Source organism: Tsuneonella sp. HG094 (genome assembly GCF_053819285.1).
Window position 1 is genome coordinate 1,810,392 of the sequence record NZ_JBSORA010000001.1, and the last position, 15,890, is coordinate 1,826,281.

Annotated in this window: 15 protein-coding genes and 1 pseudogene; 5 read left to right on the forward strand and 11 right to left on the reverse strand. The window is 66.0% G+C overall.

Features of this window, described 5'->3' with window-relative positions; translation table 11 throughout:
* Positions 1–116 precede the first annotated feature (116 nt).
* On the forward strand, positions 117–818 hold the full coding sequence (locus tag ACWPMX_RS09165; protein ID WP_455699723.1) for a thioesterase family protein: 702 nt from the start codon (positions 117–119) through the stop codon (positions 816–818).
* Here the strand turns inward: ACWPMX_RS09165 and ACWPMX_RS09170 are convergent, their stop codons facing one another.
* On the reverse strand, positions 819–1,616 hold the full coding sequence (locus tag ACWPMX_RS09170; RefSeq protein WP_455699724.1) for a crotonase/enoyl-CoA hydratase family protein: 798 nt from the start codon (positions 1,614–1,616) through the stop codon (positions 819–821).
* 161 nt (positions 1,617–1,777) lie between these two features.
* Here ACWPMX_RS09170 and ACWPMX_RS09175 point away from each other — a divergent pair, with 161 nt between their 5' ends.
* Genes ACWPMX_RS09175 through ACWPMX_RS09185 form a run of 3 tightly spaced genes read left to right on the forward strand, consistent with a single transcriptional unit; the run spans position 1,778 to position 4,696 of the window.
* A complete protein-coding gene (locus tag ACWPMX_RS09175; protein WP_455699725.1) occupies positions 1,778–3,241 on the forward strand; it encodes a helicase HerA domain-containing protein in 1,464 nt (487 codons plus the stop codon).
* Between the two features lie 31 nt (positions 3,242–3,272).
* Positions 3,273–3,542 carry a hypothetical protein gene (locus ACWPMX_RS09180; protein WP_455699726.1) on the forward strand — a complete coding sequence of 90 codons (270 nt, stop codon included), beginning with the start codon at positions 3,273–3,275 and terminating at the stop codon, positions 3,540–3,542.
* A gap of 8 nt (positions 3,543–3,550) precedes the next feature.
* Positions 3,551–4,696, forward strand: coding sequence for a JmjC domain-containing protein (locus ACWPMX_RS09185; RefSeq protein WP_455699727.1), 1,146 nt, complete (start codon positions 3,551–3,553; stop codon positions 4,694–4,696).
* A gap of 9 nt (positions 4,697–4,705) precedes the next feature.
* On the opposite strand, the gene ACWPMX_RS09190 is transcribed toward ACWPMX_RS09185, so the two are convergent.
* The 8 genes from ACWPMX_RS09190 to ACWPMX_RS09225 form a co-directional block, all read right to left on the reverse strand.
* Positions 4,706–5,248: a pseudouridine synthase gene (locus ACWPMX_RS09190; RefSeq protein ID WP_455699728.1), complete on the reverse strand. Its 543-nt coding sequence runs from the start codon at positions 5,246–5,248 to the stop codon at positions 4,706–4,708.
* Positions 5,249–5,444: 196 nt separating this feature from the next.
* Complete coding sequence (locus ACWPMX_RS09195) at positions 5,445–7,292, reverse strand: ABC-F family ATP-binding cassette domain-containing protein (RefSeq protein ID WP_455699729.1); 1,848 nt, start codon at positions 7,290–7,292, stop codon at positions 5,445–5,447.
* Positions 7,293–7,366: 74 nt separating this feature from the next.
* Positions 7,367–8,689: a PQQ-dependent sugar dehydrogenase gene (locus tag ACWPMX_RS09200; protein WP_455699730.1), complete on the reverse strand. Its 1,323-nt coding sequence runs from the start codon at positions 8,687–8,689 to the stop codon at positions 7,367–7,369.
* Entirely contained in the window at positions 8,686–9,123 is a 438-nt protein-coding gene (locus ACWPMX_RS09205; protein WP_455699731.1) for a DUF2231 domain-containing protein, read from the reverse strand. Before ACWPMX_RS09205 ends, ACWPMX_RS09200 begins: the two co-directional genes overlap by 4 nt.
* 70 nt (positions 9,124–9,193) lie before the next feature.
* Positions 9,194–9,475 (reverse strand): hypothetical protein, encoded by a 282-nt coding sequence (locus tag ACWPMX_RS09210; protein ID WP_455699732.1) that lies wholly within the window; start codon positions 9,473–9,475, stop codon positions 9,194–9,196.
* A complete protein-coding gene (locus ACWPMX_RS09215; protein WP_455699733.1) occupies positions 9,475–12,018 on the reverse strand; it encodes a cbb3-type cytochrome c oxidase subunit I in 2,544 nt (847 codons plus the stop codon). The genes ACWPMX_RS09210 and ACWPMX_RS09215 overlap by 1 nt, the downstream gene beginning before the upstream one ends.
* Entirely contained in the window at positions 12,015–13,040 is a 1,026-nt protein-coding gene (locus ACWPMX_RS09220; protein ID WP_455699734.1) for a cytochrome c oxidase subunit II, read from the reverse strand. Before ACWPMX_RS09220 ends, ACWPMX_RS09215 begins: the two co-directional genes overlap by 4 nt.
* Entirely contained in the window at positions 13,033–13,407 is a 375-nt protein-coding gene (locus tag ACWPMX_RS09225) for a c-type cytochrome (protein WP_455699735.1), read from the reverse strand. The genes ACWPMX_RS09220 and ACWPMX_RS09225 overlap by 8 nt, the downstream gene beginning before the upstream one ends.
* Positions 13,408–13,446: 39 nt before the next feature.
* Between ACWPMX_RS09225 and ACWPMX_RS09230 the strand changes: the two are divergent.
* Positions 13,447–14,007: pseudogene (locus ACWPMX_RS09230) on the forward strand (c-type cytochrome); the annotation flags it as partial.
* 13 nt (positions 14,008–14,020) lie between these two features.
* Here the strand turns inward: ACWPMX_RS09230 and ACWPMX_RS09235 are convergent.
* Positions 14,021–14,692 carry a cytochrome b gene (locus tag ACWPMX_RS09235; RefSeq protein WP_455699736.1) on the reverse strand — a complete coding sequence of 224 codons (672 nt, stop codon included), beginning with the start codon at positions 14,690–14,692 and terminating at the stop codon, positions 14,021–14,023.
* Positions 14,689–15,435, reverse strand: a complete 747-nt coding sequence (locus ACWPMX_RS09240; RefSeq protein WP_455699737.1) for a cytochrome c oxidase assembly protein — start codon at positions 15,433–15,435, stop codon at positions 14,689–14,691. The genes ACWPMX_RS09235 and ACWPMX_RS09240 overlap by 4 nt, the downstream gene beginning before the upstream one ends.
* Between the last annotated feature and the right edge of the window lie 455 nt (positions 15,436–15,890).

A 15,890-nucleotide genomic window follows, 5' to 3' on the forward strand; every position in this document is an offset into this window, starting at 1 on the left:
ATACTGGACGACGGTTCGCTCAATGCTATGCCCCCTTCCCTATGCGATTTGCCAATCTTGTCGACGTAGTGCCCGCCGATGATCGTCCGGTATTGTTGCCTGCTGCCGACAGATGGATGCAGGGCCGCACCCTGTTCGGAGGAGCGTCGACCGCGCTCGCACTGGTGGCGGCGCGCAAGGCGCTGCCGCACCTTCCACCCTTCCGCGGCGCGCAGGTCGGGTTTGTCGCCCCGGTGGGCGAGAACCTCGTATTTACGGTCTCTGTCGTGCGCGAAGGCCGCAACGTGACCCAGGTCCGCAGCGACATCGCATCGGACGGCAAGCTGGCCCTCACTTCGCTGATGCTGTTCGGCGACACGAGAGAGGCGAATGCGCTGCACCCGGCCGGCAAGGCCGATCCGTGGCCCGGCCCGCCCGAAGATGCCGAGGACGTCGGCGGTGGCGGACCGCAATTCTTCACGCAGAACATGGAAATCCGCCGCGCGCAGGCGGAGACCGGGCCTGGCACCCCGATCGTGCGCCGGTGGGTCCGCCTCAAGGACCGCGAGGATCTCGACCCGGTGGTGCAGGCGATCGTGCTCGGCGACGCTTTGCCGCCGGGGTCGATGCGCGCCATGCGGCGGCAAGGCACCCTGTCGTCGATCAACTGGAGCTTCAACCTGCTCGATCCGGCAGCCGCGACCCGCGACGGCTGGTTCCTCGCCGAAACTGCGAGCGACCATGCCGATCACGGCTACTCGAGCGAGCGTCTGCGCCTGTGGAACGCCGACGGCGTTCAGGTCCTCGCCGGAATGCAGGCTGCCGCGATCTTCGGCTGATCAGACGTCTTCATAGCGCGCGGAGCGTTTCTCCAGCCCCGCCATGACCGCTTCCATCTGGTTCTTCGACCGCAGCAATTGATGCTGCTCGAGGCTTTCGGCCATGAGCAGGTCGCTTCCGGTCTTGTCGTACATGGCATTCGCCAGACGCTTGGCCCCGCGAATGGCATGCGGACTGCGATCGGCGACCGTCGCCGCGATCGCCGTCGCGCGGGCGAGCGGATCGGCTTCGACGTATGTCGCAAGGCCGAGCGCGTGCGCCTCAGCGCCGGAGAATTCGCGGTTGGTGTAGGTCAGTTCGCGCAGCACATCGTCGCGCACCAGGCCGCGCCACAAGGCATAACCGCCCATGTCGGGCACCAGGCCCCAGCGCATCTCCATGATCGACATCCGCGTGTTGGGCGCAACCACGCGGACATCGGCACCGCTGGCGATTTGGAGGCCGCCGCCGAAGCAGACGCCGTGGATCGCGGCGATGACCGGTACCGGCAGCTTGCGCCACTGCATTGCGACCTGCTGCGGCCCGTTGGCATTGCCATAGGTGCGCTCGGTCAGCGGCGGCTTGTTCGACCGGTCCGGCCCCATGCTCGACAGGTCGAGCCCGGCGCAGAAGGCCCGCCCCTCGCCAGAAAGGACGACCGCACGCAGCCCCTTCATGTCGTGGAGCGACTGGCCCGCCTCGATCAGGCGCGCGAACATCTCGTCATCGAGCGCGTTCATCTTGTCCGCGCGGATGAGGCGTACCTGGGCGACGCCATCATTGCCAAGCTCGATCCGCACCCTGTCGTTCTCGCGCATTGTCGGCCTCTCCCGTCGATCTGCTGCCGATCCATCGCGCAAGGGCCGCAGCTTGTCCAGTTGGCGGCTCGCCGGTTCCGAACTCGCGCCGTTTCGACCAAAGCTGCGGAAAACCCGATTACCCGAGGTGAGCGAGCGGCCGAGCTTGCTACGAATGACGGGTGAAGAATCAGATAGATCTCGGGGCCGACGCCAGCGGTGCATCCGTTTACCTCGACATCGAGGAACTGCTCGCGACCCGGTTGCTGGTCCAGGGCAACAGCGGATCGGGCAAGTCGCACCTGCTCCGCCGCCTGCTCGAGAAGAGCGCCGCGATCGTCCAGCAGGTCGTTATCGATCCCGAAGGCGACTTCGTGAGTCTCACCGACGAGTTCGGCCATGTGGTCATCGACGGGTCTGCCTATTCGGATACCGAGATTGCGCGGCTGGCAGCGCGAGCGCGCGAGCATCGCGCCTCGGTCGTGCTCGCGCTCGACGGGCTTGAGATCGACAACCAGATGCGCTGCGCCGCGCAGTTCCTGTCCGCGTTGTTCGATGCGCCGGATCGGCACTGGTATCCCGCGCTGGTGATCGTCGACGAGGCGCAGTTGTTCGCCCCATCCGCTTCGGGCGAGGTAAGCGACGATGCGCGTCGCAGTTCGCTCGCGGCGATGACGAACCTGATGTGCCGGGGCCGCAAGCGCGGACTGGCTGGGGTGATTGCCACACAGCGGCTGGCGAAACTCGCCAAGAATGTCGCCGCAGAGGCTTCGAATTTCCTGATGGGGCGCACTTTTCTCGACATCGACATGGTGCGCGCGGCGGACCTGCTCGGGATGGAGCGGCGACAGGCCGAACAGATCCGCGATCTCGAGCGTGGCCATTTCCTGGGGCTCGGTCCGGCGATCAGTCGCCGTCCCGTCGCCGTGAGGATCGGCAGCGTGCAGACGCGCGCCAAGTCGACCGTTGCAGGGCTTACGCCGCCACCACTCGCGAATGGCGACGACATGTCCGCTCTGCTCCACGCCGCACCTGTGACGCCGCCCGCGCAGGCCGATCTCTGGGGCGCGGCAGAACCTTCGCCCGCGCCGGCTGGCGCCGCCTCGCTCCAAGCGTCGATGGCGCGCCAGGACATCGCCGCCGAGATCGCACCGCAGCCGGACTTGTCGCCGGAAGAGTCCGCGGCTGTCGTCCGCGCCGTGCTGGAGGAGATGGCGGGTGAGGCTGGTTGCACCTACCTGCCCTCGGCCGCGGTGTTTCAGGATTTCACCGTGCGGTGCCGGATGCGCGGTCTGAAAAGCCCCGGACTCGACGCTGCAGAGTTCCGCAGGAGTTTTTCGCGCGCGCTTGCGGGCCTCGAACTCGGCGAGCCGGATGAGCAGGATGCCCGCCTGATGGGCCTCGCTGATACGATCCCTGCCGAATTGATGGCGCCCTTCCTGGCGATCGGAAAGGCTGCCATCGCCGGCGCACCCTGCCCTGACGACGAAAGGCTCGCGGTCCTCTACGGCACCCGGTCGATCGGGCGGGCACGGCGTATGCTCGAGCATCTGGAAAAGAGCGACCTAGTCGTCGTGCGTACCGATTTCTCCGGTCGCCGCTCGGTCGCGATACCGCGGCTCGACGTTGCTACCGCGATGGCGTGACGCTGCCACGCGGTCGTGGTAGCGCGCCGCGATGAATTTCGACGACCTTTTCTATCGCTATTTCGGGACCGACTCTGCCGAATCACTGCCCGAAAGCGCGAGGGCGGCGGGGATCGAGAAGATGCAGGTCGATTTCGGCCTGTCACGCGATCGCGGGCAACGGTTCGCCCTTTGGTCGGTCCTGTATATGCTTGGAGCTGCGCCTGACCTCGATGTCGCATTTCCCGATCCGGCCGACCGGGACGCGGCCCGCAACTTCATGGATCTGATGGCCGAAGCCGACGAAAGGCTCGATCCGTAGTGTCAGCGTTGCGTGATTTGGATGTCGCCGCTTTCCTTCGCGATACTTGGCAGCAGCGCCCGATCCTGTTCAGGAATGCTTGGCAAGAGTGGTCGAACCCCCTCGAGCCGGACGAGCTGGCGGGACTCGCCTGCGAGCCGGAGGTCGAATCGCGGCTGGTACGGCAGCCCGCGCCCGGCAAATGGGAGCTTGAGCATGGTCCCTTCGCGCCAGACCGGTTCGGCGAGCTTGGTGCGTGCCCGTGGACGCTGCTCGTTCAGGCCGTCGACCATCACGTGGCTGAGGTCGCCGCCCTGATCGAGCCGTTCCGCTTCATCCCCAACTGGCGCATAGACGATGTGATGGTCAGCTACGCCAGCGACGGCGGCGGCGTGGGTCCGCATTTCGACCACTATGATGTCTTCCTCGTGCAGGGCCTCGGCCGGCGGCGCTGGCGGATCGGCCAGCGGTGCGACGACACAACCCCCCTTCTTCCGCACGACGGCTTGCGCCTGCTCGCCGAGTTTGAGACGCAGGAAGAGTGGGTGCTCGAACCGGGCGACATTCTCTACGTCCCGCCCGGTTTCGCGCACGATGGCGTGGCGGTGGGAGACGACTGCATGACCTATTCGGTCGGCTTTCGCGCCCCCTCGCGCGGCGATCTCGCCTCTGCCTGGACCGACCACGTGCTCGACACGCTGGACGAGGACGACCGCTACACCGATTCTGGCCTGCCTGCCGATGCCAATCCCGGAGAGATTTCGGCGACTGCCCTCGTGCGCCTGCAGGATATGGTGATGGGCGCGCTGGGAGACCGGGCAGCGTTCGCCTCTTGGTTCGGTCGTTACGTCACCGAACCCAAGGACGAGTTGCTGGACTGGACTCCGGAGGACCAAATTACCGCTGCGGACCTGACCGCCGGGTGTGGCCCGTGCTTGTTCGACCGCAATCCCGCGAGCCGCTTCTCTTTCGTCCGACAGGAAGGCAACGCGGTGGAACTGTTCGTCGATGGCGTATCCTTCACCTGTCGCGGCCCGGTAGCGCGGGTCGCAGAGCGGATGTGCGAAAAGACATCAATCGTCATAGAGCCTGACGAACTCGCATTGCCCGACGTCGCCGTGCTGATCGTCGACCTCGTCAATCGCGGCTGTCTGGCCCAGAGCGAGCCGGATTGACCCGCCGTATCAGGTGCGGCGCCATTCTCCCGGTGCCAGCGTGCCAACCGACCATTCGCCGACAGACCAGCGGACGAGCCGCAAGGTGGGATGGCCGACCGCGGCGGTCATGCGGCGAACTTGGCGATTGCGGCCTTCGGTGATCGTCAGGCGCAGCCAGCTATCGGGCACGGACTTGCGGAAACGGATTGGGGGATCGCGCGGCCAGAGGGCCGGGTCTTCCAGCCGCTCGGCATCTGCGGGCCGGGTCTGGCCATCCTTGAGCCTGACCCCGCGCCGCAGCGCATCCAGCGCCGCCGGGTCGGGCTCGCCCTCGACTTGTGCGAGATAGGTCTTCGGCAGCTTGAAGCGCGGGTCGGCGATGCGAGCCTGCATCCGGCCGTCGTCGCACAGCACCAGCAACCCCTCGCTGTCGAAATCGAGCCGACCGGCCGGATAGTATCCGGGCGCGTCGATGAACTGCGCCAGCGTCGGGCGCGGCGCGCCCTGCCGTTCGTCGGTGAATTGCGAGAGGACGCCATAGGGCTTGTTGAACAGTATGATCCCGCTCACAGCCCGGTCCCTAAAGCCGCCGCGGGGCGGGGAATGCGCTTGCCCTTACGGCGGCTGGTGAGATGAAATGCACCGCAGCGATCGCAGCGGTAATGCCGCAATGCGGCGTTAGCTGTCCCAGCCGCTGCGAGCGCCTCGCCCTCTGAACCGAAACGCCGCTTGCGCGCGCAGACGCTGAGGCGGGTTCGCATCCCGGTCAGGCTTCCGCCTTCTCCAGCATCTCCTGCGCACCGAGCCATTGCAGCTCGGCCTCCTCAAGCTCGGCCGCGACGGTCGCCCGCTCGCGCAAGAGGTCGCTGGCCGAGGCGCTGGCGGCGGCGGGACCTGCCAACGACGCGTCGAGCGCTGAGAGCTTACCCTGCAGGCGCGCCATCGCCTTCTCGCTTGCCGTCACGTTGCTGCGGGCGAGGCGCAGGGCCTCGCGATCCTTGCCCGACGCGCGCTTGTCCTTCTTCGCCTTGCCGCCATCGGCTGCACGCGGCTGGTTCCGCCCCAGGATGAAGTCGATGTAGTCCTCGATGCTGCCGGCGTATTCCTTCGCCGTGCCGCCGTCGACAAGGACGAGCCGGTCCGCAGTCAGTTCGACCATGTGGCGATCGTGACTGATGAGGATGACCGCGCCGTCGAAGGCATTGAGCGCCTGCACCAGCGCTTCGCGCGCATCGACGTCGAGGTGGTTGGTCGGCTCGTCGAGGATCAAGAGGTGCGGCGCATCGCGGGTGATAAGCGCCAGCGCCAGCCGCGCGCGTTCGCCGCCTGAAAGGGTGCCGATCCGCGTCGTGGCCCGGTGACCGGAAAATCCGAACCGGCCGAGCTGCGCGCGCACCGCGCCGGGCGTCGCGCCCTCCATTGCCCGCGTCATATGGTCGAGCGGAGTGCCGTCGGACGACAATTCCTCGACCTGATACTGCGTGAAATAGCCCACCCGCATCCGTCCCGAAGCCTGCATGGCCCCGTCCATCGGTGCGAGCTGGGCGGCCAGCAGACGCGCGAGCGTTGTCTTGCCGTTGCCATTCCGGCCGAGCAGCGCGATCCGATCGTCGGGGTCGATCCGCAGGTTCAGTCGCTGGAGGATCGGCGTGTCGCCATATCCGACCGCCGCGAGATCAAGCGTAATCAGCGGCGGGCGCATCTCGTCGGGGCTCGGGAAATCGAAACTGAGGCTCGGATCCTCCATGACCGCGGCGATCGGCTGCATCTTGGCGAGCATCTTGGCGCGCGACTGCGCCTGCTTGGCGGTCGACGCGCGGGCGCTGTTGCGCGCGACATAGTCCTGCAGCCGGGCGCGCTGAGCATCCTGCGCAGCCTTTGCTGCCGCCAGCTGCGCGGCGCGTTCGGCGCGCTGTTTCTCGAACGCATCGTAACCCCCGGGGTACAGCGTCACCTTTCCATCCTGCAGGTGCAGGATCGCGGTGACCACGTTGTTGAGCAGGTCACGTTCGTGACTGATGACAACCAGTGTGCCCTGGTACGACTTCAGGAAGCTCTCGAGCCATAGCGTCGCTTCGAGGTCGAGGTGGTTCGATGGCTCGTCCAGCAACAGGATGTCGGGATTCGACAGGAGCAGCGCGCCGAGCGCGACCCGCATCTTCCAGCCGCCCGAAAAAGTATCGAGAGGCTGCGCCTGCATCTCCTCGTCGAAACCCAGCCCGGTCAGGATGATCGCCGCCCGCGACGGAGCTGCGTAGGCATCGATCGCCAGCAACCGGTCATGCACGTCGCCCAGCCGATCCATGTCGGTGCAGGTCTCCGCCTCCGCAAGCAGGCTTGCCCGCTCGGCATCGCCCGCCAGCACCGCATCGAACGGCGTGATCGATCCGCTGGGCGCTTCCTGCGCGACATAACCGACGCGCGATCGCCGGGGCATTTCTATCGATCCCTGGTCCGGCTCGAGTTCCCCGATCAAGGCCTTCATCAGCGTGGATTTGCCCGCGCCGTTGCGCCCGATAAGTCCTACGCGTGCGCCTGTGGGAATGGCGGCGGAGGCGTCCTGCAGAATGGCGCGCCCGCCCAGCCGCACGGTAAGGTTGTCGATCGTGATCATTGCGGCGCGGCCCCTAGCAGGTGGCGCCGATTAGCCCAAACGCTTGGTGACAGAACTGTGAGCGCGCCCCTGAATCAGGTGCTGCTCGACGTGGATGGCGGCCGCGGGCGATTGAAAGTGACACTCCAAACCGTGTTGGACACGTCATCGGCGACCAGCAGGCGCCCGCGCGGCGCATCGAACAACACGCCGACCGGTCGCCCTCGCGCCTTTCCATCCTTCAGGAAGCCGGTGAGGAAGTCGATCGGCTTGCCGGAGGGCCGCCCTCCGCTGAACGGGACGAAGACGACTCGATAGCCCGAACGGTCGTCGCGGTTCCAGCTTCCGTGTTGGCCCACGAATGCGCCTTCTGCGAAGCGTCCGCCCATCCCGCCATCGGTTGCGAACGACAGGCCGAGCGCGGCGACGTGGCTGCCCAGCGCATAGTCGGGCTTCAGAGCCTTCTTCACCATCTCCGGCTTCTGCGGATGAACCCGCGGGTCGACGGTCTGGCCGTAATAGCTGTACGGCCAGCCGTAAAATCCGCCATCGCGCACCGAAGTCAGGTAATCGGGCACCAGCTCGGGACCGAGTTCGTCGCGCTCGTTGACGACCGACCACAGCCGGCTGCCCCACGGATCGAAGGCCAACGCGGTGGGGTTGCGAATACCGCTCGCGAACACTCGGTTGCTCCCGGTCGCGGGATCGATCTCCCAGATGACAGCACGATCTTCCTCCGCGTCCATTCCCCGTTCGCCGACATTGCTGTTCGATCCGATGCCGACATAGAGCTTCGACCCGTCGGGGCTGGCAGCGAGCGACTTGGTCCAGTGATGGTTGATGACCGCCGGCAGGTCGGTGACCTTTTCGCCCGGCGCGGTCAGGGCTGTCGCGCCCTCGGTATAGGGGAAGCGCATCAGGTCGCCCTGGTTGGCAACATAGATTGCGCCGTTCACAAATGCGAGGCCATAAGGCGCGTCGAGGCCGGAGATGAAAGTGGTCTGCAGGTCCGTCTGCCCATCACCGTTGCTGTCGCGCAGAAGCGTTATGCGGTCCCCGCCCTTGACCGGACTCTTGCCGCGCGCCTTCAAGACACCGGCGATCACGTCTTTCGGGCGCAGCTTGGGCGCCTTGCCGCCCGAACCTTCGGCCACCAGCACGTCGCCATTTGGCAGGACGAGCATCTGGCGCGGGATCTTCAGGTCCTTGGCAATCGCGGTGACGGTGTACCCTTGCGGCGCGGTCGGCATCTCGCCGCCCCACCCTGCCGGCGGGGCAATCGCGATCGCAGGCACCAGACTGTTTGCCTGACGCGGCAGCGCAGGCGATCCGCCGGTCTGGTCGAGACCTTCCGACGAGGGCGAACAGGCGGCGACGAGTGCGAGCAGCGGAAGCGACAGGAGCGGCAGGCGCGTCATGAGCGATACTCCCGGACGACGGCTTTGGAATGGACGAGAAAGGCGGCGACAAGCGCCAGTACGGTGCAGACCACCGACATCGCGACACCCGCGGTGCCGACCGAGGCCCAGCCGTCCTTCGAATGCTGAAATGCGTTGATGACTCCGATCACGAACATCGCCGCGACCACCAGCAGGTAAAGCGCACCACGACCACGCGCGCGGCGGGCACGGCCGAAGAAGAACGACACCAGCGCCCACGCCAGCAGCAGGCCCGCAAGCAGGTCCGCACCTGCAATCAGCCATTGCGAGAAGTTGGTCCATTGGATCACGGACGTGCGCAAGTAGGTGACGTCGCTGACGAGTGCGGCCGGATAGAGCGCGACCGGAAAGGCCAGCAGGATGGCGTGTATCGGGCTGGCGAGCGGCGCGGCGCGCACCCCAGGGTCTGACATGGCGGAACTCCGGCGGTTGAAGCTGATGAGGAACAAACCTGCCAGCCTGCAAAAGGGTCCGGCCGTCGCTTCAGCCGATCAACGCTGGCGTCGCTCCGAACAGGATCGCGAATGCCGACAGGGCGATCGACAGCGCAAGGATCGAGCCCTGGCTGCCGGTCCGACGCTTGCGCCACAACCACGCCAGCGAAGCGCAGGCTCCGATCGTCGCAGCGAGTGCGATCCAGCGCGCGGCGGCCCCGCCGGGAAACACGCTGCTCGCCGCCCAGAGCGCCGAAAAATGCGCGGCCCAGACCGCGAAGGCCCATGCCGTACCCTGCCAGTCGGTCGACTCGCTGAACGGCCCTGACATCACGATCCGCCCGGAAACAGCCGCACGACGAGCGAGATCGCCAGACCTTGCAGGGCGACATAGCCGATGAAGCGCGTGACCACGTCGAGCGTGACGTTAGCGGGGCCGGACACGAGGCCGCGACCGCTCCGGTAGCCGAGGTAGAGGCCCATGATAACGGCGATTGCGGCGCAGACACACTGAAACGCAACGAGCGCGAACACCGTCGCACCCTGGCCCGTCGCGGCAGGATCGAGGCCTGCATCGCGCCAACCCGTCCAGTCGAGCCATGCGCCGATCGCGAGCGCGGCGCTGCCTAATGCGGCCAGTAGCCACGGCCCTTGCCCGGGGAATACATCTCTGTCCGACCGGGCGAGAACTCGGCGCGAGCGAACCGCGAGAATTGAGGCAAGCAGCGCGAGCCCGGCCACCATCGCAGTTTGCCACAGCGGCGGCGACGCGATCCAGACTTCTGGGTGGATGCCGTAGAGGTAGAGATAGCTGAACACCGCCATGAAGGCGATCATGCCCATCACCACTATCAGCGTGTTGAGCGCCCACCAGCCGTGGCTCGAAGGACCGGTGATCGCGATCGGGAGGACGATGCCTGCGCCGACATCGGCTTGGGTGTGCTTGAGGGGCCTGTCGGTTTCCCACAGCCAGCGCAGCACACAGGCGATTGCAACCAGGCCGGAAAACAGCGCGAAGCCATAGGCCTGCACCGTCAGCGACAGGAAATGGAGCGCAGTCCCCACGGCAGCGGCGAGCGGCCACGGCGACGGGCCGGGCATGATCTGGAGGTACTGCGGCTCGGCGTTGACGGGACTGGTGATCAACGTCTCGCGCAGGCCCGTCGCGCTGCCGGGCAGGAAGTACCGCCCCTCCTCGACATCCTTTGCGAGTTCCGGCTGGTCCCACAGTGGCTCGCGGCTGCGCACCAAGGGTATCGAGCGCGTCGAGTACAGGCCGGTCGGCAACCATTCGAGGGTGCCGCCGCCGTAGACGTTGCCCGCGCTGTCCTCGGCGGAGAAGCGGAACTTGCGCACGAGATCGACGACGAACAGCGCGACCCCCGCTGCGATGATGAAGGCGCCAAAGGTCGAGACCAGGTTGAGGAGGTCCAGCCCGCGATCCGGCAGATACGTGTAAACCCGCCGCGGCATGCCCATCAGGCCCGTGAGGTGCATCGGCAGGAATGTGACATGGATGCCGGCGAACATCAGCCAGAACACCCAGCGGCCCACGCGCTCGCTCAGTGGCTTCGCGCTCGACATGCCGAACCAGTAATAGAAAGCGCCGAACATCGGCAGCACCATCCCGCCGATCAGCACGTAGTGAAGATGCGCGACGATGAAATAGGTGTCGTGCGCCTGCCAATCGAACGGCACCATGCCGAGCATCACCCCGGTGAGGCCGCCCATGACGAAGACCAGCAGCCCGCCGACCACGAACAGCGCGGGAACCGACCAGCGGACCTTCCCGCTCGCGAGCGTGGCGATCCAGCAGAACACCTGGATGCCGGCGGGCAGGCTCACCGCCATGCTCGCCGCGCTGAAGTATCCGGTCGACACGCGCGGCATCCCGGTCGCGAACATATGGTGCGCCCACACGCCGAAGCTGATGAAGCCCGTCGCGATGATCGCCAGCACGTTGAGGCGGTACCCGACCAGTTCGGTCCGCGCGATGGTCGCCACCATCATGCTCATCAAACCGGCCGCAGGCAGGAAGATGATGTAGACTTCCGGATGGCCGAAGAACCAGAACAGGTGCTGCCACAGCAGCGGGTCGCCGCCGCGGGTGGGATCGAAGAACGGCCAGTTGAACGCGCGCTCCAGTTCGAGCAGCAGGGTGCCGAGGATGACACTCGGAAACGCGACCACGATCATCACCGCGAACACCAGCATGGCCCAGGCGAACACCGGCATCCGGCTCAAGGTCATGCCCGGCGCGCGGGTGCGCAGCACGCCGACGATGATCTCGATCGCCCCGGCGATGGCGGAAATCTCGATGAAGCCGATGCCGAGCAGCCAGAAATCGGTGTTGATGCCGGGGCTGTAGGCGATGCTCGTCAGCGGAGGGTACATGAACCACCCGCCGTCGGGCGCAAGGCCCACAAAGAGCGAGCAGAAGAACAGCAGCCCGCCCACGAAATAGGCCCAGAACGCATAGGCAGACAGGCGCGGGAACGGCAAGTCGCGCGCCGCCAGCATCTGCGGCAGCAGCAGCACGCCGATCGCCTCGACCATCGGCACCGCGAACAGGAACATCATCACCGTGCCGTGCATGGTGAAGAACTGGTTGTAGGTGCCTTGCGGCAGGAACTCCTGCAGCGGCGCCGCGAGCTGAACCCGCATCCCGAGCGAAAGAATGCCTGCGAGGACGAAGAACAGGAACGCGGTTCCGATGTAGTAGATGCCGATGTAATTGTTGTTGACTGCGGTCAGGTACTGCCACCCCTTCGGCGCGCACCAGATGCGCTCCAGCTCCTCGAGTTCCCCCTCGGGCCGGGGACCCTTGGTGGGGAAGCGGTCGTAGAGGGCGTGATCGAACCCGGTCTCGCTCATCGCGGCGTATCCAGCCACGCGGCGATCGCGGCAACGTCCTCGGCGGAGAGCATGTCGTAGTTCGGCATGCGGTTGCCCGGCTTTATCGACTGGCTGTCGGTGATCCAGCCGACGAGCGTGCCGCGATTGTTCGGCAGCACCCCGGCACCCAGCGTGAGCCGACGCGACAGATGTGTGAGGTCCGGGCCGGAGAGGCCGTTGGCAGCGGTGCCTGCGACGCGGTGGCAGGCGGCGCAGCCGTTCGTCATGAACAGCGCCTCTCCCTTCGCCCCGGACATTGGCGAACCCGGCGGAGTGGTCCGGGCAGCCGACGGTATGCGACCGGGAACATCCTGCTGTGCTGCAATTCCGGAAGCGACGCGCTCCCCCGCAAGGAACCGGCGGTAGTCCGATACGCCGTGCGCGGCGACGACGAAGCCCATCAGAGCGTGGGGGCCGCCGCAGTACTCGGCGCAGACCCCCCCGTAGCGTCCGGCGCGGTCCGCTTGGACCTTCAGCAGGTTGGTGCGGCCGGGTATCATGTCTTCCTTGCCCGACAGGTTCGGCACCCAGAAGCTGTGAATCACGTCCGCGCTGCGCAGTTCGATCACGACCGGGCGCCCGACCGGCAGGTGCAGTTCGTTGGCGTCGCGCAGAACGACGCGGCCTTGCGCATCGAGATATTCGACGTCCCACCACCACATGTGCCCGGTCACGCGAATGCGCTGCTCGTCTCCCCGGATCGGATCGGTGAGCGAAGCCGTAAGCGTAAGACCCCATACCAGCAGCCCGGTCAGCACCACTGCCGGAAAGGCGACTCCCATGATCCAGATCAGCTTCTCGCCGCCCAGCCTGGCTTTCCACTTCACCGGCCCTGCGAGAGCCACGAACAGCGCCGCGGCGACTATCGCAGTCACACCCACGCCCATCGCGAACAGCGCCCACGCGAGCGTGGTGATGTTCTCGGCATAGGGACCGGCCGGGTCGAGCACCGGCGGCGGCCAGCCCCACCAGGCGTTGAAGGCGGTCGAAGCGTCAGTCATCGGCGATACCATAGAGATAGGCGGCAACGTCGCGCGCCTCGGACGGGGTGATCGGCATCGGGGGCATTGGGCTCCCCGGCTTGGCGGCGGGCGCGTCGCGGACGAAAGCCGCAAGGTAGGCCGGGGTGTTGGGCAGGGCGCCGGCGATCGGTCCGCGGCCGTCGAACGTGGTCAGGTCGGGGCCTGCGCGGCCCTTGGGCCACTCGATGTCGGGAAATGCGTGGCATGCGGCGCAGCCCGCCTCGGCGACGACTGCCCTCCCCCGTTCCACCGCATCAGGGTCGAGATCGTGCCGAGCCGAGGGAGGCAGCTTGCACGCCGCGGCAGACACTGCCAGCGCGGCGACGACCACGATGCGGCCCAGCATGGAACCGGGCGCACGATCGCGGGATTGAAACGAGGACCGATGAATTCTCTTCCGATCTTCCCGCTCGTCTTGGCCGCTCTCGCAGTGGGCGGCTGCTCTTCGCCGGCGACCACCGCCGATCCCTTCGCCGCGACCGGGGAAACGATCGCATTCAGCGGCGGGGAGGCTGGACCGACGGGGGCATGCTCCACGTGTCACGGTACGGCGGGACAAGGCGACGGCGACCGCGCCCCGCGCATCGCCGGGCTCGACCAAGGCTATGCGCTGCGCCAGCTCGAGAATTTCGCATCCGGCGCGCGGCGACACCCGCAGATGCAATGGATCGCTGGACGTCTCGACAGCGAAGCGCGCGAAAAGGTCACCGCCTACTATGCCGGATTCGGATGGGAAATTGCTTCCTCCGTCGAAATAAGCTGCGCGGGCGCGGCGATCTATCACGACGGCGTCCCTTCGCGCGGCATTGCCTCATGCGCCAGTTGCCATGGCGCGAACGGACGCGGTGACGCAGGCAATCCTCCGCTCGCCGGGCAACCCGCCGCGTATCTCGCCCAGCAGCTCGATGCTTGGGCGAGCGGCGAACGATATGGCGATGCGAAAGGCGCGATGACCGCCATCAGCCGCGCGCTCCATTCGCGCGATCGGCAAGCGGTGGCGGCGTATGCTGCGGGCCTTGCGGATGGTGGCGATGGTCGGTCAGCTCGGGCAGCATGCCCTCGAACACGTCGTCCCGGTCGACAAGGTGGTGCTTGATCGCCGCCAGCGCGTGCGCGGGGACGAGCAAGGCCAGCAGGACCACGCCCGCCAGGTGCACGTCCATCGCCCAGTCGAGCACGCGAAACTGCCACGCACGCGATAAGTCGTGGAACGGCATTGGCGGGATCGGCACGAGGCCTGCGAGATATAGCGGCTGCGCGGGCTGGATCGCCGACCACATCGCCCAGCCCGACAGGGGCAGGATAGTGAACAGCGCATAGAAGACACCGTGCGTCAGGTGCGCGATCTTGGACGAGAAGCCGGGTTTGTCCGCGTCATTGATCGGCCCCGGCACGATGAGGCGCCAAAGCAGGCGCAGGAGGCCCAGCACGAGCAGGGTCAGTCCCACCTGCGAGTGAAGGGCGTAGGCAGCCAGCTTCTCTCCGCCGACCAGATAGCGCTGGATCCACCAGCCTGTTCCGAGCTGGAAGATAACCACTGCGGCCATGATCCAGTGAAACGCCACGCCAACGGGCGTGTACCGGCCGCGCGAACGATAACGCTCAGCCCAATTCTCGAGCGAATGCTTCATGCGGCACGCGTCTGGCTGTCCGGGGTCAAGGCGCGCCAAAGCATCATCATCGCAATCAATAGATAGGCACCGCCGCCTGCCACCCACATAACCAGACCAGCGACTTGCTGGTCTTCAAGAGGTGTCAGCCCCCATGCCGTCGTCGTTAGCCAGTGCGGCGCATACAAGGCTCTGCCTGCGAAGACGAGCAGCGCGCCGAGCACGCCCATCTGGACCATCTGCGCCAGCAGGGCCGCTCCGGTTTCGAGCGCGGGGGCACGCCGCAACGCTGCCCACCAGACCGCGGCGCTGCCGGTTATCGAGACCTGCATCACCCAGAAAGCGAGATCGCTCGACATCGCGTTTTCGTAGAAACCGGGCAAGTGCCAAGCCCAGAAGATGGCAGCCTGGACGAACGTCGCGGCGGCGAGCGGAATCTTCGGAAATGCGCGCTGACCGAAGGCGTGAACCAGTAAGGGAGCCAGCCCGATCGCCAAAACCAGGTGATGGACCGACCGCGCGATGAACAGCGCGGAGCCCAACGAGCACAAGGGAGTGACGAACAGTGCAAAAACGACTGCGATACCGCCAAGCCTGGCACGCACGGAACCTGCCCGAACGAACACGCTTAGCAAGAGCAGCCCGGCCAGCCCTGTCAGCAGGACAGGATCCCAGTTCCAGTGGAATAACCAATGGGCAGGCTCGGGCGCTTCGCCGCAATAGGGTCGCCAGTGAGACGTCTGCGATGCGGCGAGAAAAGCCATTGGGAGCCAGCCTACTCGACGGCGAGGCCCATGCAATCACAACTACCCAGACGTGCACGAGATTCGCCTCAAGGTGTCGGCAGACAACCGAACAGCCAGTGGATTGCTCTTCGCGCCGGACGCAAAAAACCCCGCCGAAAACAGCGGGGCCAATAAAAAGGACTTTCAGAACTGACGGTGGTTGCGGGGCACGATTTGCAGAACATACACTTCGCATCGCTGCCTAGCTTCCCGCACAATTCCGCATCTACCTGACAAGCCGGCGCGACATCCTCGCGACCGGCCAAATTTCGTGCGAAAACGGCTGAAACCCGTCAGCCTTCCAGCGGTCTAGGGTATGCGCGGCAAAGACGTACATTCCTAACATCCCTGACTTTTCAGATACTTAGGACGTGACATTTTCCTAACATTGATAGAGCCAGATTACATATATTGAACCAAATATTTAGATAATG

Coding starts and splice junctions, on each gene's coding strand:
- ACWPMX_RS09220 (WP_455699734.1), bottom strand. CDS start 13,040: ATGACTGACGCTTCGACCGCCTTCAACGCCTGGTGGGGCTGGCCGCCG.
- ACWPMX_RS09215 (WP_455699733.1), bottom strand. CDS start 12,018: ATGAGCGAGACCGGGTTCGATCACGCCCTCTACGACCGCTTCCCCACC.
- ACWPMX_RS09210 (WP_455699732.1), bottom strand. CDS start 9,475: ATGTCAGGGCCGTTCAGCGAGTCGACCGACTGGCAGGGTACGGCATGG.
- ACWPMX_RS09205 (WP_455699731.1), bottom strand. CDS start 9,123: ATGTCAGACCCTGGGGTGCGCGCCGCGCCGCTCGCCAGCCCGATACAC.
- ACWPMX_RS09180 (WP_455699726.1), top strand. CDS start 3,273: ATGAATTTCGACGACCTTTTCTATCGCTATTTCGGGACCGACTCTGCC.
- ACWPMX_RS09165 (WP_455699723.1), top strand. CDS start 117: ATGCAGGGCCGCACCCTGTTCGGAGGAGCGTCGACCGCGCTCGCACTG.
- ACWPMX_RS09240 (WP_455699737.1), bottom strand. CDS start 15,435: ATGGCTTTTCTCGCCGCATCGCAGACGTCTCACTGGCGACCCTATTGC.
- ACWPMX_RS09195 (WP_455699729.1), bottom strand. CDS start 7,292: ATGATCACGATCGACAACCTTACCGTGCGGCTGGGCGGGCGCGCCATT.
- ACWPMX_RS09170 (WP_455699724.1), bottom strand. CDS start 1,616: ATGCGCGAGAACGACAGGGTGCGGATCGAGCTTGGCAATGATGGCGTC.
- ACWPMX_RS09225 (WP_455699735.1), bottom strand. CDS start 13,407: ATGCTGGGCCGCATCGTGGTCGTCGCCGCGCTGGCAGTGTCTGCCGCG.
- ACWPMX_RS09200 (WP_455699730.1), bottom strand. CDS start 8,689: ATGACGCGCCTGCCGCTCCTGTCGCTTCCGCTGCTCGCACTCGTCGCC.
- ACWPMX_RS09235 (WP_455699736.1), bottom strand. CDS start 14,692: ATGAAGCATTCGCTCGAGAATTGGGCTGAGCGTTATCGTTCGCGCGGC.